The sequence below is a fragment of the Streptomyces sp. NPDC058741 genome, from assembly GCF_042746715.1.
Lineage (GTDB): Bacteria > Actinomycetota > Actinomycetes > Streptomycetales > Streptomycetaceae > Streptomyces.
Genome location: NZ_JBHYQH010000028.1, coordinates 60324 through 84467 on the forward strand (window position 1 = coordinate 60324; position 24144 = coordinate 84467).

The 24144-nt window shown below is 73.4% G+C and carries 20 protein-coding genes and 4 pseudogenes; 13 read left to right on the forward strand and 11 right to left on the reverse strand.

Annotated elements, in window-relative coordinates:
* The first annotated feature begins 648 nt into the window (after positions 1 to 648).
* The gene (locus ACFW6P_RS21955; RefSeq protein ID WP_386356862.1) at positions 649 to 1947 is read left to right on the forward strand and encodes a streptophobe family protein; all 1299 of its coding nucleotides are present in this window, start codon (positions 649 to 651) and stop codon (positions 1945 to 1947) included.
* 17 nt (positions 1948 to 1964) lie between these two features.
* On the opposite strand, the pseudogene ACFW6P_RS21960 reads toward ACFW6P_RS21955, so the two are convergent.
* The 3 genes and pseudogenes from ACFW6P_RS21960 to ACFW6P_RS21970 form a co-directional block, all read right to left on the reverse strand.
* A pseudogene (locus ACFW6P_RS21960) lies at positions 1965 to 2883 on the reverse strand (serine/threonine-protein kinase); the annotation flags it as partial.
* Positions 2884 to 2931: 48 nt separating this feature from the next.
* A pseudogene (locus tag ACFW6P_RS21965) lies at positions 2932 to 3099 on the reverse strand (FHA domain-containing protein); the annotation flags it as partial.
* 59 nt (positions 3100 to 3158) lie between these two features.
* The gene (locus ACFW6P_RS21970; protein ID WP_386356864.1) at positions 3159 to 3569 is read right to left on the reverse strand and encodes a hypothetical protein; all 411 of its coding nucleotides are present in this window, start codon (positions 3567 to 3569) and stop codon (positions 3159 to 3161) included.
* A 264-nt stretch (positions 3570 to 3833) separates the two neighbouring features.
* Between ACFW6P_RS21970 and ACFW6P_RS21975 the strand changes: the two genes are divergently transcribed.
* Positions 3834 to 4121, forward strand: a complete 288-nt coding sequence (locus tag ACFW6P_RS21975) for a DUF1905 domain-containing protein (RefSeq protein ID WP_386356867.1) — start codon at positions 3834 to 3836, stop codon at positions 4119 to 4121.
* Between the two features lie 56 nt (positions 4122 to 4177).
* Here the strand turns inward: ACFW6P_RS21975 and mgrA are convergent, their stop codons facing one another.
* Complete coding sequence (mgrA, locus tag ACFW6P_RS21980; RefSeq protein WP_386356870.1) at positions 4178 to 5170, reverse strand: L-glyceraldehyde 3-phosphate reductase; 993 nt, start codon at positions 5168 to 5170, stop codon at positions 4178 to 4180.
* A 118-nt stretch (positions 5171 to 5288) separates the two neighbouring features.
* Between mgrA and ACFW6P_RS21985 the strand changes: the two genes are divergently transcribed.
* Positions 5289 to 6173 (forward strand): LysR family transcriptional regulator, encoded by an 885-nt coding sequence (locus tag ACFW6P_RS21985; protein ID WP_386356873.1) that lies wholly within the window; start codon positions 5289 to 5291, stop codon positions 6171 to 6173.
* A gap of 42 nt (positions 6174 to 6215) precedes the next feature.
* Entirely contained in the window at positions 6216 to 6731 is a 516-nt protein-coding gene (locus tag ACFW6P_RS21990; protein ID WP_386356876.1) for a DUF664 domain-containing protein, read from the forward strand.
* On the opposite strand, the gene ACFW6P_RS21995 is transcribed toward ACFW6P_RS21990, so the two are convergent.
* Positions 6695 to 7792: an adenosine deaminase gene (locus ACFW6P_RS21995; protein WP_386356879.1), complete on the reverse strand. Its 1098-nt coding sequence runs from the start codon at positions 7790 to 7792 to the stop codon at positions 6695 to 6697. The two genes, ACFW6P_RS21990 and ACFW6P_RS21995, sit on opposite strands and share 37 nt — an antisense overlap.
* 46 nt (positions 7793 to 7838) lie before the next feature.
* A complete protein-coding gene (locus ACFW6P_RS22000) occupies positions 7839 to 8231 on the reverse strand; it encodes a VOC family protein (protein WP_386356882.1) in 393 nt (130 codons plus the stop codon).
* A gap of 326 nt (positions 8232 to 8557) precedes the next feature.
* On the opposite strand from ACFW6P_RS22000, the gene ACFW6P_RS22005 reads away from it, so the two are divergent.
* From ACFW6P_RS22005 to ACFW6P_RS22015, 3 genes are read left to right on the forward strand one after another with little or no spacing between them, the layout of a single operon-like run.
* Complete coding sequence (locus tag ACFW6P_RS22005) at positions 8558 to 10222, forward strand: PP2C family protein-serine/threonine phosphatase (protein ID WP_386356885.1); 1665 nt, start codon at positions 8558 to 8560, stop codon at positions 10220 to 10222.
* An 11-nt stretch (positions 10223 to 10233) separates the two neighbouring features.
* On the forward strand, positions 10234 to 11310 hold the full coding sequence (locus ACFW6P_RS22010) for a B12-binding domain-containing protein (RefSeq protein WP_386356888.1): 1077 nt from the start codon (positions 10234 to 10236) through the stop codon (positions 11308 to 11310).
* Positions 11307 to 11696 (forward strand): STAS domain-containing protein, encoded by a 390-nt coding sequence (locus tag ACFW6P_RS22015; protein WP_386356891.1) that lies wholly within the window; start codon positions 11307 to 11309, stop codon positions 11694 to 11696. Before ACFW6P_RS22010 ends, ACFW6P_RS22015 begins: the two co-directional genes overlap by 4 nt.
* A gap of 264 nt (positions 11697 to 11960) precedes the next feature.
* Here ACFW6P_RS22015 and ACFW6P_RS22020 read toward each other — a convergent pair whose 3' ends face one another.
* Both ACFW6P_RS22020 and ACFW6P_RS22025 read right to left on the reverse strand, forming a co-directional pair.
* A complete protein-coding gene (locus tag ACFW6P_RS22020) occupies positions 11961 to 13328 on the reverse strand; it encodes a phospholipase (RefSeq protein WP_386424399.1) in 1368 nt (455 codons plus the stop codon).
* 70 nt (positions 13329 to 13398) lie between these two features.
* Positions 13399 to 13847, reverse strand: a pseudogene (locus tag ACFW6P_RS22025) (chitinase); the annotation flags it as partial.
* Here ACFW6P_RS22025 and ACFW6P_RS22030 point away from each other — a divergent pair.
* Positions 13749 to 14704 (forward strand): annotated as a pseudogene (locus ACFW6P_RS22030) (acyl-CoA dehydrogenase). The pseudogenes ACFW6P_RS22025 and ACFW6P_RS22030 overlap by 99 nt on opposite strands.
* Before the next feature lie 38 nt (positions 14705 to 14742).
* Here the strand turns inward: ACFW6P_RS22030 and ACFW6P_RS22035 are convergent.
* A complete protein-coding gene (locus tag ACFW6P_RS22035; protein ID WP_386359832.1) occupies positions 14743 to 14922 on the reverse strand; it encodes a hypothetical protein in 180 nt (59 codons plus the stop codon).
* Positions 14923 to 15145: 223 nt separating this feature from the next.
* On the opposite strand from ACFW6P_RS22035, the gene ACFW6P_RS22040 reads away from it, so the two are divergent.
* On the forward strand, positions 15146 to 15586 hold the full coding sequence (locus ACFW6P_RS22040) for an SPW repeat protein (RefSeq protein ID WP_386359830.1): 441 nt from the start codon (positions 15146 to 15148) through the stop codon (positions 15584 to 15586).
* A gap of 144 nt (positions 15587 to 15730) precedes the next feature.
* On the opposite strand, the gene ACFW6P_RS22045 is transcribed toward ACFW6P_RS22040, so the two are convergent.
* Positions 15731 to 15877 (reverse strand): hypothetical protein, encoded by a 147-nt coding sequence (locus ACFW6P_RS22045; protein WP_386359829.1) that lies wholly within the window; start codon positions 15875 to 15877, stop codon positions 15731 to 15733.
* A 941-nt stretch (positions 15878 to 16818) separates the two neighbouring features.
* On the opposite strand from ACFW6P_RS22045, the gene ACFW6P_RS22050 reads away from it, so the two are divergent.
* The 3 genes from ACFW6P_RS22050 to ACFW6P_RS22060 all read left to right on the forward strand — a co-directional run bounded on the left by ACFW6P_RS22050 (position 16819) and on the right by ACFW6P_RS22060 (position 21250).
* Entirely contained in the window at positions 16819 to 18384 is a 1566-nt protein-coding gene (locus ACFW6P_RS22050; protein WP_386359827.1) for an alpha/beta fold hydrolase, read from the forward strand.
* An 88-nt stretch (positions 18385 to 18472) separates the two neighbouring features.
* Positions 18473 to 19567 (forward strand): chemotaxis protein, encoded by a 1095-nt coding sequence (locus ACFW6P_RS22055; RefSeq protein ID WP_386359825.1) that lies wholly within the window; start codon positions 18473 to 18475, stop codon positions 19565 to 19567.
* 273 nt (positions 19568 to 19840) lie between these two features.
* A complete protein-coding gene (locus tag ACFW6P_RS22060; protein ID WP_386359823.1) occupies positions 19841 to 21250 on the forward strand; it encodes a PP2C family protein-serine/threonine phosphatase in 1410 nt (469 codons plus the stop codon).
* Between the two features lie 5 nt (positions 21251 to 21255).
* Here ACFW6P_RS22060 and ACFW6P_RS22065 read toward each other — a convergent pair whose 3' ends face one another.
* Entirely contained in the window at positions 21256 to 22746 is a 1491-nt protein-coding gene (locus ACFW6P_RS22065) for a hypothetical protein (protein WP_386359822.1), read from the reverse strand.
* Between the two features lie 234 nt (positions 22747 to 22980).
* Between ACFW6P_RS22065 and ACFW6P_RS22070 the strand changes: the two genes are divergently transcribed.
* On the forward strand, positions 22981 to 24120 hold the full coding sequence (locus ACFW6P_RS22070) for an aminoglycoside phosphotransferase family protein (protein WP_386359820.1): 1140 nt from the start codon (positions 22981 to 22983) through the stop codon (positions 24118 to 24120).
* The last annotated feature ends 24 nt before the right edge of the window (positions 24121 to 24144 follow it).

Sequence of the window (24144 nt, forward strand, 5' to 3'; positions counted from 1 at the left end):
GGCTCGCCCGGCTTGGATGTGGTCGTGTCCGAGGCCGGCGGTTCGCTCGAGGGCGGCGTCGACGAGGCCGAGTCGGACGGCGCCGGAGTGGTGACGCCGGCCGAGGGGGAGGGCTGGTCCGGCTTCCCGGTCTTGCGGTCGTTCTTGCCGGTGTCGCCCTCATGGCGCTCGAACCACTCGCCGTCCGGCACCGCTCGAGGTGCCGGTCCCGCCGTCCGAGGCGCCCGTGCCACCGCCGTCGGGCCGGGAGGGCACGACGGCGAGGACCACGGCGACCACGACGGCGGCCGCGGCGATCGCGACCCGGGGGACGGATCCCCACCAGGGGCGGCGGGGCTCCGGCGACGGGCCGCCCCCGTCGGCGGCTCGGAGGGCGGGCCTCCGCCTCCCGGCGGGGGCTGGCAGGGACCCGACAGCGCGCCCGGCGGAGGTCCTGTGGGACGGCCGGACGACGGCGCTTCGACGCTCACGAGCTCTTCTTCCCTCGTGGTTCTGCGCGGCTTCCACACCTCCGAGCCCAACGCCCCGGTAGGCCCGCTTTTTGCGCTGTGAGCTCATGGTGTGCTCGGACGGCGCGCGGCCCGCAAGCCGACGCGGACGGACCCGTCCGGCGGGCGTCCGGCGGCGGGTGCCGCTTAGCGTGGCAGCGTGAGTGCGCGCACCCCCTCCGGCCGGGCACGGGCCGACGGCGAGCGGTCCACCGCCCGGCACGGCTGGGCGCAGGCCCTCGTCACGGTGCTGGGCGGGCTGCTCGCGATGGGAGTGGTGGCCACCCTCGGACTGTGGGCGGCCGGGGCCGCGGACCTTCCGGACGGCGGCTTCGCCCCGGTCGTCGCGGCCACCCTGGTCACCGCCGTCGGCGGCACGGTGGAGCTGTCGGGGAGCGCCGGGGAGCTCGCCGAGACGCAGGCCGGCCTGACGGTGATCCCCCTGTCGGTCACGCTCACCGGGGCGCTGGTGATCGCCTGGGCCTTCCTGCGGCCGTTGCGGCACCGCGCGGTCGCCGGTACCGCGGAGCTGGCCGGCTGGGCCGCCCGGGTGGCGGCCCTGTGGCTGCTCGCGCTGATCGGCCTGACGCTCGCCGCCCGCCACACGTTCGACATCTCGCTCCGCGACGACGCTCTGGCCGAGCTCGGCGATCTGTTCGGCGTGTCGCCCCGGATCGGCTTCACGACGGACGTTCCGCTGTCCGTGTTCGTCGGCGTGGTGTGGCTGGCCGGTGTCCTGGTACTGGCCCCGCTGGTCTCGCGGGGGGCGCCGCTGCCGGGCGGGCTGCTGCGCTTCCAGGAGTCGGTGCGGCCGGCCGCGTACGCGATGGTCTCGCTGCTGCTCGCCTGCGTCGTCATCGGCCTGGTCGTCGCGTTGGTCGTCTCGGCGGTCAAGGGGCACGCCCGGGAGACGTTCGCCGTGATCCTGCTCGGCCTGCCCAACCTGGTGTGGCTGGCGATGACCATCGGCATGGGCGCCACCTGGACCGGCAGGGTGGAGGGTCCGTTCGGGCTGCCCGTGCCGCATGTGCTCGACGAGGTGCTGCGCACGCCGGACATCTCCGAGCTGAACCTGCGGACGCTGTCCGAGCAGGACGGCCGGGTGTGGTGGCTGCTGGTCGTCGACGTCGTGCTGCTGGTGGGCGCCGCGTTCGTGATGGCGGCCCGGTCCCCGGCCCGGATGCGGGCCTGGCAGCACGCGGTGCAGATGGCCGTCGCACTGGCGCTGACGGTTTTCGTGATCTGCCTTCTGGGGCGCATCTCCGCGCACTACGGACTGTCCGTGCTCGGCATCGGCGACCTGGGCGGCGGTCTGGCGGGCGAGCTGTTCCTGAGACCCCGGCTGTGGGGCGCGGTCGGGCTGGCCGTGCTCTGGGGGCTGGTGACGGGGTTCGCCGGGGCACTGGCGGCCGGGCATGTACGGCGGCGCGGCGAGGTGCGCGCCGGCAGCGCGGGCTGAGCCGGGCGCTGCATTCGCTCCACGACCACGGGTTCGGCCCAACGCGGTGGCGGTTTCACGGGCCGCTCCCCGACCGGCTGCCGCCGGTCCGTCCGCGTCTGCCCGCGTGCGGTTCCGGCCGCGCCGCCGGTCGTCGCGGCCCGCAGCGCGGCCACGAAGGCGAAGCAGGACGGGTAGCGGTCGTCGGGGTTCTTGGCGAGGGCCTTGGCGAGGACGGCGCCGGCCGCCGCGGGGACGTCGGGCACGCTCTCGGTCAGCGGCGGCGGCTCGTCTTACTGGTGCGCCCACAGCAGGGCCACGTCGTCGTCCCGGACGAAGGGCGGGTGCCCGGCCAGGGCCTCGTGGACGACGCAGCCCAAGCCGTAGACGTCGCAGCGTGCGCCGACCGGCTTGCCCGAGATCTGCTCGGGGGCGACGTAGTCGAGGGTGCCGGTGATCTGGCCGACGGTGGTGAAACCGGTCATCGAAAGCGACCTCTCCGTCAGGCCGAAGCCGGTCGGGTAGACGTGCTCGGGGTGGTCGCTGTCCGTGCCGCCGGGCACCAGGATGTTGCCGGGCTTGACGTCCCGGGGCACCAGCCCGTGCTCGTGGGCGGCGTCGAGCGCGGAGGCGACCCGCGCGGCGACGCGGACGGCGGTGGCGGGCGACATCGGACCCTCCCCCGCACGTGTCGCCGCCGGCGACGTACCGCATGACGATGTACAGCGCGCCGTCCGTCTCACCGGCCTCGAGGACCGGCACGATGTGCGGGTGGCCGATCGCGGCCGCGGCCCGCGGCTCGTGGGTGAAGCGCCGACGGAAGGTGTCGTTGCGGGCGAGCTCCCGGGCGAGCAGTTTCAGGGCGACGGTACGGTCGAGCCGCAGGTCGCGGGCCTTGTGGACCACGGCCATGCCGCCGCGCCCGATCCCCCGGGCCCGACGTCCCGGCTCGTGGATGCGGTGGCCGTCGGCGTAGGTGCCGTTGGCCTTCGCGAGGCCCCAGTGGCCGTCCTCGGGCCGCAGCACCGCGTGGTGCCGGGACACCCGGTCGTCGTCGATGACGATGCCGCTCAGCGGGTCGCGTCCCACGTGGTAGTCGCGGCCCGGGATCATCACGGTGGCGCCGGTGTCGGTCCCCAGGACGAGTTCTGGTGCCACCGACGGCTGCGCCATGGCGAAGATCCTACCGATGTGCCCTGTTGTGCGCCTCTGTGCGCGGGCCCGGCCGCAGGTCAGGCGACGGGCACTCCCAGCACGGGGGCGGCGCGCTGCATGCGCAGGGCGTCCACGGACTCGGCGAGCAGCTCGTACTCGGTGGTGTCGTCGCTGGTGGCGATGCGCACCAGCCGTCCGGCCGCCAGTTCCTCGGCCACCCGCTCCTGGCGGGCGGGGTCGGCGCACCAGGCGCGCAGCAGCATGGGCACGTCGGGCACGGTGTCGGCGACCGGCACGAGCGAGCCCGGCGGCAAGTGCTCGACCTCCGGCCGGGGGTCGAGGCGCTGGGCGATCCAGGAGGCCCGGTCGCGCAGCCACCACAGGGCCAGGGCGAGGGTGGGTGCCCGGTAGGTGCCGAGGGGTACTCCGATACGACGGCCGTCGCAGACCCCGTACGCCGTGACATGGCACAGAAACTCGTCGTGCACGTGCCCCTCCCCCGCTGCCCTGCGCGCCTGCCCGGACCCGCGTTTCCCGTGGCTCGCGTGCTGTGCGTGAGGGCACCGTCGCCGAATGTGAAAACGCTCTCGCAGGCCAGTATGTTCACTGCCGAAACGCTGTCACCATGACTTTCCGGCCACTCTCCTGGCATATTCACGGCCCGGGTTGGCCGAAAGGCCGCACCGGGGCGATGAGTTCTGCGGTGGCCGCCGGTCTCTCCTGCGACAGACCACCACGAGCCGGAGGACACCATGGCCACGACAGGAGCACTGGACGCGGAGTTCACCGCCGTCCTGCGCAGGAGCCCCTCCGAGGGCGGCTGGACCTATCTGGTCTGGCCCCGTTCCACCGAGTTCTTCGGCACCCGCGGCCTGGTCAAGGTCCGCGGCACGATCGACGGGCATCCGTTCCGCAGCTCGTTCATGGCCCTCGGCGACGGGACGCACAAGCTGCCCGTGAAGGCGGACATCCGCAGGGCCGTCGGCAAGCAGGAGGGCGACACGGTGACCGTGCGGCTGGAGGAGCGGATCGGCTGCTGACCGCTCGCGCCGGGGGGTGTGCCCGGGGCGGTCCGCCCCGGGCGCGCCGACCGCGGCTACTGCCGGACGATCGCGTCGATCCGGGCCAGCTCGTCCGCGTCGAAGTCGAGGTTGCCGATCGCCCCGACGCTGTCCTCGACCTGCTGCGGGCTGCTCGCTCCGACCAGCGCGGAGGTGACCCGGCCGCCGCGCAGCACCCAGGCGAGCGCCATCTGGGCCAGGGTCTGGCCGCGCGTCCTGGCGATGTCGTTCAGGTCGCGCAGCCGGGCCGCCAGCTCCTCGGTGACGGCGTCGGACCGCAGGAACGGGCTGTCGCTCGCGGCCCGCGAGCCCTCCGGGATGCCGTCGAGGTAGCGGTTGGAGAGCAGCCCCTGCTCCAGCGGGGAGAAGACGATGGAGCCGACCTGGAGCTCGTCGAGGGCGTCCAGCAGGCCCTCGTCCTCGGGACGGCGGTCCAGCATCGAGTAGCGCGGCTGGTGGATGAGGAGCGGGGTGCCCAGCTCGCCGAGGATGCGGGCGGCCTCGCGGGTCTGCTCCGCGGAGTAGTTGGAGACGCCGACGTACAGTGCCTTGCCCTGCTGCACCGCCGAGTGCAGGGCTCCCATCGTCTCCTCGAGCGGGGTGTCCGGGTCGGGGCGGTGGGAGTAGAAGATGTCGACGTAGTCCAGACCCATCCGCTGCAGGCTCCGGTCCAGCGAGGACAGCAGGTACTTGCGCGAGCCCCACTCACCGTACGGGCCGGGCCACATCAGGTAGCCGGCCTTGGTGGAGACGACCAGCTCGTCGCGGTACGGGGCGAAGTCGGCCTTGAGGAACTCGCCGAAGGCCGACTCGGCGGCGCCGGGCGGCGGGCCGTAGTTGTTGGCGAGGTCGAAGTGGGTCACGCCGAGGTCGAAGGCGCGGCGCAGGATGGCGCGCTGGGTCTCGACGGGCCGGTCCGGGCCGAAGTTGTGCCAGAGACCGAGCGAGAGCGCGGGGAGCTTCAGGCCGCTGCGTCCGGTGCGCCGGTAGGGCATGCCCGCGTAGCGGTCGGGGTGTGCGGTGTACAACGCGTCTCCTGAAGGGGTGGGCACGGTCGGGAAACAACCGCTGCCCACTCTCGCGTGACCTGCTCGCATCCGTCCAACAGAGGAATCCGATGGAATTCAGCGGCTACGCTTCTCAGTCGTGGAACTGCGTCACCTGCAGCACTTCGTCGCGGTCGCCGAGGACCGGCACTTCACCCGGGCGGCGGAGCGGCTCCTGGTGTCCCAGTCGGGGCTGTCGGCCTCCATCCGGGCGCTGGAGCGGGAGCTGCAGACGCCGCTGTTCGTGCGGACCACCCGCCGGGTGACGCTCACTCCGGCCGGGCGGGCGCTGCTCGGCGAGGCGGAGCGGATCCTGGCGCAGGTGCGCGCGGCCCACGAGGCGGTGGCGGCGGTGCAGGGGGTGCTGCGGGGCATGCTCAGGCTCGGCAGCGAGCAGTGCATCGCCGGGGTGCACCTGCCGGGGCTGCTCGCCGCCTTCCGGCACCGGCATCCGGACGTGGAGATCTGCCTGCGCCAGGCGGGGTCGGGCGCGCTCGCGGAGGACGTGGCGGCCGGGCGGCTCGACATGGCGTTCGCCGTGCGGACGCGGGACGACGGCGAGCAGCTGCGGTCGGTGCCGCTGACCAGCGAGCCGATGACGCTGCTGTGCCACGCCGGCCACCGGCTCGCCGCCGCGGGGGCGGCGGTCACGCCTCAGGAGCTGGGCGGGGAGGTGTTCGTCGACTTCCATCCGGACTGGGGGCCGCGCCGCACCACGGACACCGTGTTCGCCACCGCGGGTGTACGGCGGACGGTGGCCCTGGAGGTGAACGACGTGCACACCCTGCTCGACCTGGTCGACGAGAACCTGGGCGTGGCCGTCGTGCCCCGGCACTTCGCGCACAAGCGGGCCTCGCTCACCGCGCTGCCGGTGAAGGGCACCGGGGAGGCGGTCTACGACACGGTGGTCCTGCTGCCGCCCCCGCAGGCCACCAGCCCGGCGGCCCGGGCGCTGATGGCGCTGCTGGAGACCGCCGGGGACTGAGACGGGGACGCGGGGGACGCGGCGATGGGCCATGGTGGAGCCATGCATGCGAAGGACATCCTCATCGACGGCTACGACCGCATCCGGGAAGAAGTCCACGCCACCGTCGAGGGTCTCGGACCCGACGAACTGGCCGCCCGCCCCTCCCCCGGCACCAACTCCATCGCCTGGCTGGTCTGGCACCTCACCCGCGTCCAGGACGACCACGTCGCCGACGCCTTCGGCCTCGACCAGGTCTGGCTCGCCCAGGACTGGGAGAAGCGCTTCGGACTGGGACTGCCCCGCCACGACACGGGCTACGGCCACAGCCCCGCCGAGGTCGCCAGGGTCCGGGTCGACTCCGGGGACCTGTTGACCGGCTACTACGACGCCGTCCACGAACAGAGCCTCACGGCCCTGCACGGCTTGGCCGCCGAGGACCTGGAGCGCGTGGTCGACGAGCGCTGGGACCCGCCGGTCACCCTGGGCGTGCGGCTGGTCAGCGTCCTGTCCGACGATCTGCAGCACGTCGGACAGGCCGCCTACGTCCGGGGGCTGCTTCCGAGTTCGGCGGCGTAGCCGGGCAGGACCACGTCGCGGATGAGGGCGTTCCGCTCGTCGAACGGGAGGAACGCGCTCTTGACGGCGTTCACCGTGACCGTGCGCAGGTCCTCGAGGGTCCAGCCCGCCTCCTCGGCCAGCAGCGACATCTCACGGGTCATGGTCGTGCCGGACACCAGCCGGTTGTCGGTGTTGAGCGTGACGCGGAAGCCCAGGTCCTTCAGCGCGGTGATGGGGTGCTCGGCGATCGAGGCGGCGGCGCCGGTCTGCAGGTTGGAGGTCGGGCACATCTCGAGGGCGATCCGCCGGTCGCGCACCCAGCCGGCCAGGCGGCCCAGCTTGCCGGCCGTGAGATCGGGGATGTCGTCCGTGATGCGCACGCCGTGCCCGATGCGCTGGGCCCCGCACACCTGGAGCGCCTGGTGGATGCTGGGCAGGCCGTGGGCCTCCCCGGCGTGGATGGTGAACGGCACGTTCTCGCGGCGCAGGTGCTCGAAGGCCGCGAGGTGGTCGGCGGGCGGGAAGCCGTCCTCGGCGCCGGCGATGTCGAAGCCGACGACCCCGGCGTCCCGGAAGGCCACGGCCAGGTCGGCGGCCTCGCGCACCCGGTCGAACATCCGCATCCCGCACAGCAGGGTGCCGACGCGCACCGGCGTGCCCGCGGCGGCCGCCTTGGCCATGCCCGAGGCGAGGCCCTCCTGGACGGTCTCCACGACCTCGGCCAGGGTCAGGCCGCCCTTCAGCATCAGCTCGGGCGCGTAGCGCACCTCGCCGTAGACGACGCCGTCGGCGGCGAGGTCCAGGACGTACTCCTCGGCGGTGCGCAGCAGGCCCTCGCGGTTCTGCATCACGGCGAGGGTGTGCTCGAAGGTGGCTATGTAGCGCACCAGGTCGCCGGAGTTGGCGGCCTCGTAGTACCAGGCGGCGAGCTCGTCCGGGTCGGTGGTGGGCAGCGCGTGGCCGACCGCGCCGGCGAGCTCGACGACGGTGGCGGGACGCAGGCCGCCGTCGAGGTGGTCGTGCAGGACGGCCTTCGGGAGGCGGTGGATCACTTCGGCGTCTACGCGCGTAGCAGTCATGTCGGGGTCTTTCGTCGTGCGGGCGGTGCGAAGGAAGGAGGTGGGGTCAGCCGGCGGGCTGGAGCAGGTCCCAGCGGTTGCCGTACAGGTCCTGGAAGACGGCGACGGTGCCGTACGGCTCGTGCCGCGGCTCCTCCAGGAAGGTCACGCCCGCGGCGGTCATCCGGGCGTGGTCGCGGGCGAAGTCGTCCGTGTGCAGGAAGAAGCCGACCCGCCCGCCGGTCTGGTCAGCGACCCGGGCGGCCCGACCCTCCCCCTCGGCTCGGGCCAGCAGCAGGCCGGTACCGGTCCCCGCGGCGCCGGGTTCGACGACGACCCAGCGGGACCCGTCGGGCCGGGGCACGTCCTCGGCGAGCCGGAATCCGAGGGCCTCGGTGCAGAAGCGGATCGCCTCGTCGTAGTCGTCGACGACGAGGGTGACCAGTGCGATACGTCTCATCGGGGCCTCTCGGAGCGGGGTTGACCGGAGAGGTTATACGTAGAACCTCCATGACGCCACCAGATGTGACGCATCACCGCCCGACCGGCCCCGCGTGACGCGATCGGGCGACATTTCCCCTGTGGCGCACAAACGGAGATACCGAACATTCCGACCTGCCGGTGTGTCGTCCTGCCGCCCGAAGTGGCCTGTGACGAGAATCCGAGGCATATATGCCCCTTTCCCGGGTGGGTTGCATAGCTGACGTGGATGCGGGACCGTTGCCGTCTGCACAGATTTCTCCCGACAGGAAGGTGGTGGGGTGCGCACGATGCGTGCCTCCGCTTGTGACCGCTTCGCGCCGTACGTCCGCCCGCTCACGCAGCGCCGACACCAAGGTCGGCAGCTCGTGGGGTGAAGCCCCCTATCCCGTGCTGGTCGTCGACCGGCACGGCTCCCTGGTCCAGCTGAACGAGGCCGCCCGGACCCTGCTGCCCGGCGCGGTGAGCGGTGACCGGCTGCGCGAGTCCGTGCCGGCCTGGCTGTCGGACGCGCACCGCAGCATCACCGAGGTGCCCGGCAGCCGCGGTGCCGGTCCCCTGAGCGGATCCATCAACGACCGGTTCGTGCTGGCGCATCCCAGGGCGGCGGCCGACGGGGACGTGGTGTGGTGGCTGGTGGACGACACCGACCGCCACCTGGCCGAGGAGGCCGTGCGCAGCGCACACGCGCGTTCCGAGATCCTCTCCGAGGCGTCCTCGTCGCTGCTGTCGACGCTGAACGTGCCCCGCTGCATGGAGGTCGCCGCGTCGATGGCCGCGCAGCATCTGGCGGAAGCCGCCGTCCTCGTCGCTCCGGCGCAGGGCCGCCGCCACCCGCTGACCTACGCTCCGCAGGGCGGACCCGTCGTCCAGGTGACGCGGCAGATCGACACGCACAGCGTGCCCGGACTGCCCGAGGCCCTGCAGGGGTTCCCGCCGGTGCCGGCGCGCTGGATCGATCCCTCCCTCCTTCCCGACTGGGCGATCCCCGACGGCTTCACCGGAGCGGTCGGTTCGGTGATCGTCACTCCGCTGCCCGGGCACGGCGTACCCGCCGGCGCCCTCATCCTGCTGCGGTCCAGCACCGAGCAGGCGTTCACCGAGGGCGAGGAGATCTTCGCCCGCCTCTTCGCCGCCCGGGCCGGTGCCGCCCTCTCGGCGGCCCGCCTGTACACCGAGCAGGCCGCCATCACCGCCACCCTGATGCACGAACTGCTGCCGCCCGCCCTGCAGCGGGTGCACGGCGTGCAGTACGCCGGCAGCTACCGGGCCGCCAAGGACCACGAACGGGTCGGCGGTGACTTCTACGACGTCCACCCCGGCTCCGATCCCTCGCAGGAGACGCTGGTGGTCCTGGGCGACGTGGCGGGCAAGGGCCTGGACGCCGCCGTGCTGACGGGCAAGATCCGCAACACCCTGCACGCCCTCCTCCCCCTGGCCGACGACCACCAGCGCGTGCTCGACCTGCTCAACGGCGCCCTGCTCAGCTCCCACCACACCCGCTTCGCCACCCTGGTCCTCGCCTCGGTGCGCCGCCGCGGGGGCCGGGCGCACCTGCGGCTGACCAGCGCGGGCCACCTGCCGCCACTCGTGGTCCGCAGCGACGGCCGGGTGGAGGAGATCAGCTCCCGGGGCACGCTGATCGGTGCCCTGCCGGTCGTCACCGCGACGTCCGCGGAGACGGTGCTGGAGCAGGGCGACACCTGCCTGCTCTACACCGACGGCATCACCGAGGCGCGCGGCGGTCCGCTCGGCGACGAACTGTTCGGCGAGGACCGTCTGAAGCGGGTGCTGGCCGAGTGCGCCGGGCTGCCCGCCGAGGCGGTCGTGGAGCGGGTGCAGATGCTGGCCGCCCAGTGGCTCGGCTCGGGCCGGCACGACGACATGGCCGTCGTCGCCGTCAGCGCCCCCAAGACGGGCGGGCTGTCGGTGGTCAACGGGCGTCGAGGGAACGACAGGAAGGACAGGTGAACGATCCCGCGATGTCAGTGACACTGCAGAACCGGTTGTGGCACGCCGTGGCCCAGGGCGACGAGGACGCCGCCGTCGACGTCCTGTCCTCGGCACCGGCGCAGGAGCTGGACGAGGAATCGCTCCTGCTGGACGTGATCGCGCCCGTGCAGGAGAGGATCGGCGCCGAGTGGGCCGCCGACCGCATCACCGTCGCCCAGGAGCACGCGGCCACCGCCATCAACGAACGCGCCGTCGCCGCCCTGGCCCATCGCGACCGCGACGGCGCCGGACGCTCCCCGCGACGGGGCCGGGTGACGGTCGCCTGCATCGACGGTGAATGGCACGCCTTCCCGGCCCGCCTCGTCGCCGAGACGCTGCGGCTGCGCGGCTGGCAGGTGGACTACCTCGGGGCGCAGACCCCCACCCCGCACCTGATCGCGCACCTGCACCGCACCAATCCCGACGCGGTGCTGCTGTCCAGCTCGATCCCCACCCACCTGCCCGCCGCCCACAGCGCCATCACCGCGTGCCAGGCCATCGGGACGCCCGTGATGGCCGGCGGTCGCGCCTTCGGCCCGGACGGGCGCTACGCCCGCGCCCTGGGCGCCGACCGGTGGGCCGGCGACGCGCGACGCGCGGCCGGCGCGCTCGAAGCGGGACTCCCCCGGCCCGCCCCGGCGATGCTGCGCCAGGCCGTGGACGACCTCCCGCACCTGGCCGACCAGGAGTACACGTGGGTCGTCCAGAACCGCGTCCCCCTGGTCCGGCAGACCATGGCCGACCTGGAGGACCGCTTCCCGGCCATGCGCGCCTACTCGGTCGAGCAGCGTGACCGCACCGCCGAGGACATCTCCCACATCGTGGCGTTCCTCGCGACGGCCCTGTACGTCGACGACGCCGAGCTGCTCACCTCGTTCCTGCTGTGGACCGCCGACATCCTCGAGGCGCGGCAGGTGCCGGCCCGGTCACTGAACGCCGGCCTGGATCTCCTGGCCGGGCAGTTGCACGACTTCCCCCGCGCCCTCGCCCTGATCCGTGAGGGCACCACCGTCCTCGACGGCCGTTCCTCCTCCCTTCCCCTCCCCGGCTCCGAGACCCCCGCATGACGAACCCGCCCTCGCCCCAGTTCACCGTCGCCGTCGACCTCGCGCCGCCCGCACTGACCGTGCGGGTGGTGGGCGAGCTCGACTACGACACCTCCGGCGAACTCCTCGACATCGTGCTCCCCCACCTGTCCCAGGGTGCGGTACTGCGCGAAGTGCGTCTGGACTTCGGCGAACTGGCCTGGATCGACTCCTCCGGCCTGTCGGCCCTGCTGATGATCCATCGTCACACCAGCGCCGCGGGCATGGCCCTGCACCTGGACAACCGGCCCGAGTTCCTGGAGCGCACCCTGCATCTCACCAATGTCCTGGAGTACCTGACCGGGCCCGCGGCATCGGCGCGGGGGGACGAGCAGAGCGGGGACGTCACCGAGGCCGGCGCCACCTAGACGCTCCCGCCGAGCCGATCCAGGTCCTCGCCGGTGAAGCGGATCGCGCCCGCCCCGGCGTTCCCGGTGAGGTGGGCGGGGTCGGCAAGCGCGCGAGGACCCTGGTGCGGGTCCGGGCGATGCGGATGGGCGGGCGGGGCTCGCGCCGTGGGCCCGGGCCACGGCGCGCACGCCGCCGTCGTGGACGGCGGCGGCACCCCGCGCCCCCACACCCCGCCGGCCGCGGCGCAGAACGGCACACGTCGCGCGGACCGAGGGGGCGTTCTACGGATACGTGTAGGCGTTGAGAGCGGCCGCGGCGGCGGCCGGGTCGCCGCGGTCGTAGTGGTCGACGGCGAGGAAGGTGGGCTTCTTGCGGGCGGCGGGCTGGCAGAACCGCCGCGCCCGGTCGGCGAGTTTGCTGTTGTCCGTGGTGGCCGTGCCGGTGAAGGGGACGTCGCGGAAGTGGTTCATGACGAACAGCGGGCGGAAGCCAGGTTCGGTGCGGGTCAGCGGGATGTTGACGTCCGGGCCGTACCAGCGGCTGTAGCAGGACCAGTCGGAGGTGCCGACACCCGCACCCATGGACCAGTAGTTCTCGACGGTCCATTCGCGCTGGTACATGACGCCGAAGCCGTCCCGCGTCAGGCCGGCTGCCTGATCGGCCGAGCGGCTGTGGTCGGTGAAGAGCAGCAGCCGGTCGTTCGCGGCGATCAGTTCGGCCATCGCCGGCCAGCCGTACTGCCGGACGCCGGTGCGGTCGGGCCGGTACAGCACGTCCGGCAGGCCGTCGACGCGGGCGAGTTCGGCGCGCAGGACGCCCGGGTCGACGTGGTCCTCCAGGAAGACCGTGACGAACTGGTCCGGGTGGGCCTCGAGGAAGTCGACGATGCGCTGGAGGTCGACCCAGAGGGCGACCGGCCTGCTGACGAGGGTGCAGCTGTTGTGGCAGAGGATCGCGCCGTCGGGTGTCTGATGGACGTCCAGCATGAATCCGCGCACGCCGTCGGCGAGTTGGCGCTCGATCCCGCGGGTCTGGTTGGGGACCAGGTTGACGAAGGGCGGGGCGAAGCCGCCGTCGACGCCGTTGGCGTAGGCGTTGTGCGTGGTGAGGAAGGTGACCTGGTCCAGGGTGCGCCGGTCCTGCGGGGGCAGGGGGGCGGTGGCCGGTTCGACCGGGGTGAGGTACCAGGCGGCGAGGTCCCCCGGGCCGCCGAGGACGAGCCGGGCGGGGTGGTTCGCGCCTGGCGGCTTGGGGGCCACCGTGAGGTGGCGCGTGGTCCCCGGAACGCGCAGGGTGAACAGGTCGGTGCCCGACGCGGTGATCTCCCAGGCTGCGTCGGCGCTCGCGCAGGCGACGGTCGCGGCCTGGTCGCCGCTGCGGCCGAGGCAGCTGCCGGGCGCGTCGGTGTTCTCCAGGAGGGAGGCGGACCCGTCCGGCTTCAGCCGCCACTGCTGGCGGTCCTCGTCGCCGCGCGGTCGGTGCTGCTCGACGGCGCCGCGGCTGTCGGCCGCGTTGAGTCCGGGCGCCGCGCTCTGGACGTAGTAGGTGCCCGAAGCCGGGACGGCGGCAGCGGCGGGCTGGGGGGCCATGAGCGCGGCGGCCAGCGCGGTGGCCGCCGCGAGCAGGGCGTGGGGGGCGCGTGGGCGCATGGGGGATGCCCTTTCTCCAACTAGTCAGGGGCATGACATCTCGCATGACACCACGCCCGGGAGGCCGTCGTCAGCAGTACAGGTTGCCGCCGGGCGACGTACCGAGGATCTGGGTGAAGCGCCGGTAGGCGGTCACGCGGCTCTGGACCTGCGCCGGTTCTTGCCGTCGCACTCCAGGGAGCCGTTGATGCTGCGGATGGTCTGGCCGAAACCGGCGCCGTCGACCATGGCGTTGTGCGGGGTCATCGAGCCCGGGCCGGTCCGGGTGTTCCAGTACCACAGGGCCGTCTTCCAGGCGACGGCCGAGTCGTTCTGCACCAGCCAGGGGTTGTTGAGCAGGTCGACGCCCAGCGCGTCGCCCGCGGCCTTGTAGGTGAAGTTCCAGCTCAGCTGGATCGGGCCGCGCCCGTAGTAGGCGGCCTGGCCGGCCGGGCAGCCGTAGGGCCGGCTCCCGTCGCAGTAGTGCGGGTAGTTGGCGGTGTTCTGCTCCACGACGTGGACCAGACCGCCGGTCTCGTGGCGCGCAAGACCGCGGCGATCCTGGCCGGGGCGTGCTGCTCCACCTGGTTCGTGCAGACGCAGCACCACACCCCGGTCGGGATGATCGCCGGCTGCGCGTCACCGGTCCGGGAGAGACTGCTGCGTCCCCTCGCGACCGGCGAGCTGATGGCCGGCATCGCGTACGCGCACCTGCGCGCCTTCCCCCGGGTCCCCGTGCGGGCCGTGCCCGAGCGGGGCGGCTGGTCGTTCGGCGGCACGGTGCCCTGCTACACGGGCTGGGCCTGAACGACGTGATGCTGCTGGCCGGCACGACGGACCGGGACGAGGTGGTGTTCGTCACCGAGGCCCGGGAACAGCCGGGGCTGACCCCGTCGGCGCCGATGCGGCTCGCGGCCCTCACCGCCGCCCGCACGGTCTCGCTGGAGCTGGACGGCCTGTGGGTGCCGGAGGACTCCGTCGTGCTGCGCACGCCGCGCGAGGAGTTCGCCCGGGTCGACCTGCCGAGGGCGGCCCACACCACCCCTGCCGTGTTCGGGGTGGCGGGCGCGGCGCTGGACCTGGCCGCCCGGTCCCGGGACGGCGCGGAGACCGCCGCCGTGCTGCGGGCCCGGCTCGACGAGGTCCGATGGGAGGCCTACGCGCTGGCCGACCACCCGCAGCCGCACGCCTGCGTACCGGAGCGGCTGGCGGTCCGGGCGCGGGCGTTCGACGTGCTGCGCGCGGCGACGACCGCCGCGATCGTGGCGGGCGGCGGTCGCTCCACGGCGCTGGACAGCGACGCGCAGCGGCTGGCGCGCGAGGGACTGTTCCTGCTGGTGCAGGGCCAGACGCCTCAGTCACGCCGCTCGCACCTCGGGACCCTGGCGTCCGGCTGACCGGACGGCACCGGTCCCGGGACGGGCCCGTCCGGGCGTCAGGCCCCGTCGTCCTCCGGAACCACCACGAGGAACGCGTCCGTCTCCAGGTCCATCACCACCGTGGCGGGCTCTCCCTCGGCGCGGCGACGCGCCGCGTACTCCTCCGCAGGCCACGAACCGCGCGGGGAACCCGCGGGAAACCGCTCCAACACCTTCGCACCGATGGCCACAGACACGTCCGCTGCCCTCCCCTGTCCTGCGCCGCCCACCGGGGCGGCGACGTTCGGCCTCCGTCGTACACATCCGGATGCCCCCGATCCACCCGGACATGTACCCACTGGTGCGCCGCGCCCTCGACCTCTACACATAAAGGAAAAATAAGAGCAGAATAGAGGTTAAGTGGCACATACCGCATACCCCACCAGAAGCGGTCGCCCTGCCAGACGAAGGAGACGAGTCATGGCCAACGTCTCGCCCACCCGAGGTGACATAACCAGCCATCCCGATGCCTCCGAAATGAGGGCTCGGTACGCCCGCATGCTCGGTGGCCGTGAGGTGGCGCTCGTGGACGGACCGGTGTTCCTGCTCGGTCTGTACTGCGCCGCCTCCCCGTGGATCGTTCACTACACGACCAGTCAGCCGGCGCTGGTGACGCACAACCTGATCATGGGCATCGCGATCGGCCTGCTGGCGCTCGGGTTCACTCGGGCTCCGGAACGCATGTACGGCCTGAGCTGGGCCATGTGCGCCGTCGGGGTGTGGCTGATCATCGCGCCGTGGATCGTCGGCGACAGCCCGGACGCCGGCGTGATCTGGAACAACATCGTCATCGGCGCACTGGCCGTGATCCTCGGGCTGGTGTGCGCCGGCACGGCGGCGAAGGCCACCCCCAGGGCGTAGCCTCCCCGCCGGAGACACCTCAGGCCGGTCCCTCCCCGGACCGGCCGTTTCCGTCCCGTCCCCGCACCGGACGCGGCGCGGTCGTCATGACCCCGCGACGGATCGGGCGGTCCGGGATGCAGCAGGCCGGCGCCCGGCACCGCGCTACGGCGTGTCCGCGTACGGCGTCGTCGAGGTCGGCGCGAGCAGGTCCCGGCGTTCCAGGAGGGGGCGGCTCCGGCCGGAGGCGGCGACCTGGAGGTACCTGTGGCCCCGGGCCGCGCCGACGGGCTCGTCGCCGGCCGGCGCCACGGCGGCGACGACGGTGTCCGCGTCCGCCGCCGGCCGGTGAATCCACGGGCGTACCTCAGCCTCCGCCCGCCGGCGGGGCAGCGGGTTTTCGCCTTGCCCGCGGGGGCCTTGGGGTCCCCCTGGTCACGCCGTCACGACAGGGAGCGCGCACCATGGTCGTCAAGGACACGGAACTGCCCCATCTGCGCCGCTGCGTGGAGCTCGCGGCCGAGGCACTCACCGCCGGGGACGAGCCGTTCGGGTCGGTCCCGGTGGGCGGGGACGGCACGGTCGTGGGTGAGGACCGCAACCGGGTGGCCTCCGGCGAGCACTGCCCCGTGTGCGCGGCCGCGCACGCCTGGGTCGGCCTGGGGCGCATCGTCTACGTCGGTCGTCCGCACCGGTGCGACGCTCATCGCACCGGGGATCCTGCTCTACGAGGGCCTGAGCGGCCAGACCCGGGACGCCGCCGTGATCGCGGCGTTCTCCGGCATGCTGTTCCTGCTGGTGATCCTTCGCCGGCCTCTGCCGCGCCTTCGTCCGCGCGGTCGCCCCCGGCGGCCTTCTGGTCGCCGCGTTCATGGAGAACATGGCGGCCTACCGCATCGGACCGGCCTCACGCTGGCCGGGCTGCCCGGTCGATCCCGGCACGGTCGGCGAGGTCTTCGGACCGCTCAGCCGGGAGCTGGATGTCACCCACATCGACGCGGACCCCACCCTGCCGGACTACGGCGACTCGGGGATGGTGCTGCTGCGGGGGTGGCGGAAGCGATATGAGGGCCGTGTCCCGGGGCGCCGCTCTCGAACTGGCGGTGGAACCCCCCGTACGGCCGCGCGGCGCCGCAAGCCCCAGCGCGTCGTCCGGCCCCGCCGCTTCCCGGAGGCGCGGCTTCCCGGAGGCGCGGCTTCCGGGCCCCGCTTATCGTGGGCGAGGGCGCCGTGGGGCGTCCTTGGAGGCATCCATGCTGGCCACGCTGTCCACGCGCCCCTCGGTCCGGCGCTGTGCGGTCGCCGGCGCGGCCGGGCTGGCCCTGGTGGGCACAGCGCTGCCGGCCGCCGACGACCCACCTCCCGGCCTGTCGCGGTTCTACGGCCAGAAGGTCTCCTGGTCCGCCTGCCCGGGCCCGGAGATGCCGAAGGACCTGAAGTGCGGCAAGGTCACCGTCCCGCTCGACTACTCCGACCCCCGCAAGGGCACCCTCGACCTCGCCGTCGCCCGCTACCGGGCCACGGGCACGTCACGGGGCTCGGTCCTGCTGAACTTCGGCGGCCCGGGCGGTCAGGGCGTGAACCAGCTCGCCCTGGGCGGCAAGGACTTCATGGGCCTGACGAACGGCTACGACGTGGTCTCCTTCGACCCCCGTGGCGTCGGCCGGTCCTCGCCGGTCAGCTGCGGCGACGCCTCCGAGGATGCGCTGGAGGCGACCGACGGCGACGTGACCGACCCGCAGGCCGTGCTGAAGACCCTGCGCGACGCGGCGGCCGAATGCGCCGAGCACTCCGGCCCGGTCCTGCCCCACATCGGCACGGTGAACGCCTCCCGCGACCTGGACGTCATCCGCGACGCGCTCGGCGACGACAAGCTCAACTACCTGGGTTTCTCCTACGGCAGCCGGCTCGGCGCGGTGTACGCGGCCCAGTACCCGGACAAGGTGGGCCGGATGGTGCTGGACGGCGTCGACACGCTGACCGAGCCGCTGACCGAGCAGGGCGTGGTGAGCGCGCGGGGGCAGCAGACCGCGCTGGAGCACTTCCTCACCTGGTGCACCGAGGACATCGCCTGCCCGTTCGGCCGGGACCCCAGGCAGGCCAGGGAGCACGCCGTCGAGGTCGTCGAGTCGCTGGACGAGGACCCGTTACCGACGGACTTCGGCGAGGCCTTCTCCGGCCAGGACTTCGCCGGCGCGCTCGCGCAGGGCCTCTACAGCAGGAAGCTGTGGCCCTCGCTGCAGCGGGCGGTCGCCCAGTTGCTGGAATCCGGCGACACGAGCGGGCTCGAGGCGTTCCTGTACGGCGGCTTCACCCTGCCGTCCCGACGCGACGCCCACCGCGGGCTCACCGACCCGGGGGACGTACCCCTGGACAACCCGCCGGCGGCGCTGATGGCGGTGAACTGCGCCGACGATCCAGACCGCCCCGCCGCCGCGCGGATCACCGAGGAGCTCGGCCGGCTGCGCGCCCGTTACGAGCAGGCGTCGCCGGTGTTCGGCCGGTACCGGCTCACCCAGGTGCTGATGTGCTACGGCCGCCCCAAGGGCACCGGCTACATACGCGACGAGGTCAAGGACCTCGACACGCCGAAGATGCTGCTCGTCGGGACCCGGGGCGACCCGGCGACGCCGTACCGCTGGACGGTCGAGACGGCCGAGCGGCTCGGATCCTCGGCCGTGGTCCTCGACAACCGGGGCGAGGGACACACCGGCTACGGCTCCTCAAAGTGCGTGCACGCCAAGGTCGACGCCTTCCTGCTCTACGGCACCCTCCCGCCGGACGGCAGCTCCTGCGGGTCCGACCACGACAGCGAGTGACCAGGCCCGGGCCCGTGCCACCGGCCGGGTCGAGCGTGCACCCGTCGCCCCGAATGCCCGGAAGGCGAATCGGTTCTATCGTGCTGTCATGGAGCACGTTCTGAGTCCCGCGACCCTCGCCGAGCTGCGACGCCCGCGCCCCTACCCCGCGGTCTCCGTGCTGACGCCGACACACCGGCGCGAGCCCTACAACGCCCAGGACCCGGTCCGGCTGCGCAACGCGGTGGCCGAGGCCAAACGCCGGCTGCGGGCGGATCCGGCGGTCACCCGGGAGCGGCGCGCCGAGGTCGCCCGGCACCTCGACCAGGCTCTGGCGGAGGTCGATCTGACGTACGCCGAGGACGGGCTCGCGATCTTCGCGGCCCCGGGTGAGCACCAGGTGTGGTCGCTGGCCAGACCCGTGCCCGAACGCGTGGTCCTCTCGGACACCTTCCTCACCCGCAACCTCGTCTCCGCGCACACGGCGGAGCGGCCGTTCTGGGTGCTGTCGCTCGCCGCCGACCGCGCGACCCTGTGGGACGGCGTCGCGGACCGCGTCACCGAGGCCCGCCTCGGAGGCTTCCCGCTGACCCGGCGGGTGGAGAACTTCGACCCGGAGCGGCAGCAGCGGGTCGGCGACGTGGCGAGCGCCTTCCGGGAGGAAGGCACCCGCCGGTTCATGCGCGAGACCGACACGGCGATGGGCGCCGTCCTGCGCGACGACCCGCGGCGGCTGTACGTCACCGGCGAACCGGCCGCCCTCTCCCTGCTGGAGGAGGTCGGCGGCGCCACGGGGGAGGCGACGCAGGTCCCGCACGGCGGCCTGGCGCACGGCACGGCCGAAGCCGTCCGGCAGGCGATGCGCCCGGTGAGGAAGGCGGAGGCCCGCAGGAGCACCGACGCCGTGGCCCGCGCCCTCGAGACGGCCCGGGGGCGGCGGGAGTTCGCCGCCGGGGTGGACGAGCTGTGGCAGAGCGCCCGGGACGGCCGTGTCCGGCTGCTGGCCGTCGAGGAGAACTACCGCGTGACGGTGAGCGACACCGGCGGCCATCTGATCCTCGCCGCCGGGGGCGACCTCGACTCCCGCGCGGACATCGTGGACGAGATCGTCGAGCAGTGCCTGGGGACCGGGGCCGAGGTCCGTTTCGTCCCGGACGGCACCCTCGGTGACGCGGACGGCATCGCCGGGGTGCTGCGGTACTGAGCCCGGCTCGAACACAGGGCTCGTCGAACTCCTGACGGGGCCTGTTCACGAGCGGCCTACGGATCGTCAACTGCCCTGTGTACGCTACGACTTGAACGCGCGAGTGAGGACGTTGCCCCCTACCTCGGAGTAACCCGGGAGACGGTGGCATACGCCAGAAACACCACCGTATCGTGTGGCGCCGAATCCCTTACGGGGCGTCGCGGGCTGTGCGACAGTCGTAGCGGTCCCTCCGTCCGCCCCGGTCGAATCGTCCCCGCATCGGAGTGCGTCATGCCGTCCCCCCTCTCCGCGGGCCGCCCCGCCGCCCAGCCGCCAGGACGCGGCTCGGTCGACGCGCTCATCACGCAGACGCGGCGGCTGAAGGGCGAGGTGGACGCGATCCGCCGCGACGCCGAGGACGGCGGAGAGGACCACGCCCGGGGTCGCTGGCAGCGCGCCCTGTACGATCTCGCCCTGCACCAGCTCAACGACCTCGACCAGCACCTGGCCCAGCTGCGCGACGGCCCCCTGCCCACCGCCGCGGGCCCGGAGCCCGCCCCGCTGCCGCAGGGCCCCCTGCTCAGCCGGGTCGGCAGCGCCGAGTGGAACCTGCTGACGGACGAGGCCAGTTGGTCCGGCGAACTGTTCCAGATCCTGGGCCACGACCCCGCCGCCGCCCCGCTCACCCTCGACGAACTGCCGTCCCTGGTCCTCGACGAGGACCGGCCGAAGCTCACGGCGATGGTGACCGGCTGCCTCGTCGACGCCCGGCCCGTCGACGGCGAGTTCCGCATCGCCCGCCTCGGCGCCGAGGTCCGCACCGTGCACATGACGGGCGAACCGGTGCTCGACGCAGACGGCGGCACCGTCTCGATGTGGGCCGTGCTGCGCGACGTCAGCGAACTGCGCCGCACCCAGCGGGTGGTGAGCGAGACCCGTGACTCGCTCCACGACCCGCGGGAGGCGGCACGCACCGAGCACCGGCTCGCGGCCGAGCTGCGGGAGGCCGTCCTGCCGCCGTGGCGCGGCTCGTTGCGGCCGCCGCACCGGGGCACCGGCACCCTCGACCTCGCGGCCCGGTGCGTACCGGTGTCCACGCGGACGGTGCCCGGCGGCGACTGGTACGACGCGCTCCCCCTGCCCGACGGTGAGACGCTGCTCAGCGTCGGCGATCTCACCGGGCAGGGTGTCGCCGTCACGTCGACCATGACCATGCTGCTCGGCGCCGTGCGCGGCATGGCGATGGCCGGCGCCCGGCCGGGCCGGCTCATGGCCTGGCTGGACCAGTTACTGGACGCGACCGTGCAGCCCGTGCTCGGCAGCGCCGTCTGCTGCCGCTACCGGCCCGCCACCCGCACCCTGGTGTGGGCGCGGGCCGGACACCCCGCCCCGCTGCTGTTCCGCGACGGGACGGGCCGCGCCCTGGACGCACCGGACGGCGTCCTGCTCGGCGCCACCTCGGGCGCCGGGTACGGGCAGGCAGAAGAGACCCTGCGACCGGGCGACCTGCTGCTCCTGCACACCGACGGGCTGGTGCCCGGGCACACCGGAGCGGCCGCCGCGCACCTCCTCCTCGACCTGGCACCGCGCCTGGCCCGGGCCCGCACCGCGGAGGACTGCGTACGGACCGTCGTCGAGGAGTTCGGCGAGAGCGGGCGCGAGGACCACTCCTGCGTGCTCGTCGCCCGGGTCACGTCCTAGGGAGCTCAGGCCGGTGCGCCGTCGCCGCTCTTTCCCCGCGGCTTGGGCAGGGCGACCTTGATCTCCTCCCGCAGCTCCTGGATCCTCGGGTAGCCGGAGTACTCGGCCGTGAGCCGGTACATCTGGCGGAGCCGGTCCCACGTGCGGTGGGAGGAGTTGGAGCCCATCGACACCAGCGCCAAGCGGGCGTAGCGGTCGGCCTGTTCGGGGTCGTCGGCGATGAAGCAGGCCGAGGCCATCGACAGGTAGTCGAAGATCTTCGACCGCTGCCGGCCGTCGACCCTGAGGGCCAGCGCCTTCTCCGCGTAGTGCTGGGCGTGCACGGCCGCGCCCGGCTCGAACTCGGCCAGCGTGCGGTAGGCCAGGGCCTGCATGCCGTAGAGGTCCTCCTCCTTGAAGGTCTGCATCCAGTCCGGCGGCGGCACGTCGTCCTTGTCGGAGATGAACAGGTCCTCCGCCTGTCCGAGCGTGCGGCGCATGGCCTGGCCCTTGCCCATGGAGGCCTGTGCCCAGGCCTCGACGGTGCACAGCATCGCCCGGGTGCGGGGCAGCACCTCGTCGCCCGAACCGGACGTGGCGAGCTTCATCAGGTCCAGGGCGTCGTCGGGTCGGCCCAGGTGCACCATCTGGCGGGCCGCACGGGACAGAGCCTCGCCCGCGCGGGGCCGGTCCCCACTCTCTCTGGCCGCGTGCGCGGCGATGACGAAGTACTTCTGGGCGGTGGGCTCCAGGCCGACGTCGTGCGACATCCAGCCCGCGAGGACGGCCAGGTTGGCGGCGACGCCCCACAGGCGCCGCTGGAGATGGGGTGGGTGACGGTAGGCGAGCATGCCGCCCACCTCGTTGAGCTGGCCCACCACGGCCTTGCGCTGGAGCCCGCCGCCGCGGGCGGCGTCCCAGGCGCGGAACACCTCGACCGAGCGCTCCAGTTCCTCGATCTCCTGCGACCCGACGGGGGCGGCCTCGTAGCGGTCGAACCCAGCGGGGTCGGCGTGCAGGGGACGGTGGCCGGGAGCGTCGGCAACCAGGGCAGGGTCGGTGTGCAGCCAGTCGTACATGGCGCTGCTGAGTGCTGATCCCGCGGTGAGCGCGGCGCCCGCGCCCACCAAGCCGCGTCGGTTGAGCATGAGGTCCATTCCCGTGAATTCGGTGAGGACCGCGGCGGTCCGCTCGGGCGCCCACGGCACACCGTCGGGACACTCCGTGCTCCCGCCGCCCTGCCGTCTCCCCGCACGCCCGTGCCGGACCAGACCGAGGTCCTCGATGGTCACGACACGGCCGAGACGCTCGGTGAACAAAGCCGCCAGCACCCGCGGCACGGGATCGCGCGGGATCTCTCCCATGTCGATCCACCGCCGCACCCGGGAGGTGTCGGTCGCCAGCTGGGGATGGCCCATGGCCGCCGCCTGCCGGTTGACCAGCCTCGCGAGTTCGCCCTTGGACCAGCCGGCCAGGCCGAACAGGTCCGCGAGCCGGGTGTTGGGTTGTCCGCTCACGTCAAGCCCCCAGGTTCTCGGCTGAGTTGACATTAGCCCGGGGAGACATGCCGGGCGACTATTCGCCAGGGTCCGCCAGGGTGCGCCAGATGGTGTGCCACGGGCCATCCGGTGTCAGGTAGGAACGCGCCACCCCGACCCGGTCGCCGCGGGGGCATTCCCCAGGGTGAACCCGGGCCTCCGGGCCGGGTGGTGCGCCGTTCTCGCAGGCACACGAAGGGATCTGTCCAGGCCATGTACACAGCATCGTCCTCCGTGTCCGCACCGCCCCGGCCGCTGCACCCGCGTCCCGCGGACAGCGGCCCCTACCTCGCCCCCGCTCGGCCGGCGGCCCCCGTGCTCGGCGCGGGCAGGGCCCGGCGCGGCGCGGTGCTGGGTACGCAGCCGCTCAGCGGGAGACTCGACCTGTCCGGCTCCCAGGGCGCGCAGCTGCGCGCGGCCATCGCGTCCGTGCACCGCATCTGCCCGGAGTTCAGCCCGGTGCAGGTACTGCGCCGCAGCGGCCGGTCCGTGCTCCTGGTCGGCACGACCGGCCGCAGCTCGGCCGTCGCCAAGTGCTTACTGGACCACTCCCCCGGCTGGTCCGAGCGGATCCGCCACGAGATAGCGGCCTACCGCTCGTTCGTCCGGCACCGCCCTCCTGTGCGGGCGCCGAGACTGATCGCGGCGGACCCGGACAACTGCACCCTCGTGATCGAGCGGATGCCCGGGCGGGTGGCGGCACTGCAGCGGCACCCGGTCGAGGCACCGCCCCGGGCGGACATCAGGGCGGCGCTCGGGGCGATCTGCCGGCTGAACGCCTGGCGGCCGCCGGCGGGCACGTTCGACGCCCCGCTGGACTACGCGGCCCGCATCTCGCGGTACCACGAACTGGGCCTGCTCACCGACCGTGACCTGGGCGACCTCCAGAAGCTGCTGCACGGCATCGCGCAGGCCGCCGGGCGGCAGGGGATGGGCCAGTTCTGCCACGGCGACGCACTGCTGTCGAACATGCTCCTGTCACCGGCCGGTCCGGTGCTGGTGGACTGGGAGCACGCGGGCTGGTACCTGCCGGGCTACGACCTGGCGACGCTGTGGTCGGTGCTCGGGGACGCGCCGGTCGCCCGTCGCCAGATCAGCCAGATCGCGCAGTCGGCGGGCCCGGCGTCCCGGGACGCCTTCCTGGTGAACCTGATGCTGGTGCTGACCCGGGAGATCCGTACGTACGAGACGGCCGTGCAGCGTTCGATGCAGGACGCGGCCCCGACGGCACCGGGCCCGGCCCACCCCGTCTCGGCACCGTCCGGCGAGGAGCAGCGGCTGCTGCTGCGGCGGCTGCACGACGACTGCCAGTTGGCCCGGCGGGCCGTGCGCGCGGCGGTCGGCACGCGCTGAGGAGACGGGAGGGCCGCTGTGCGC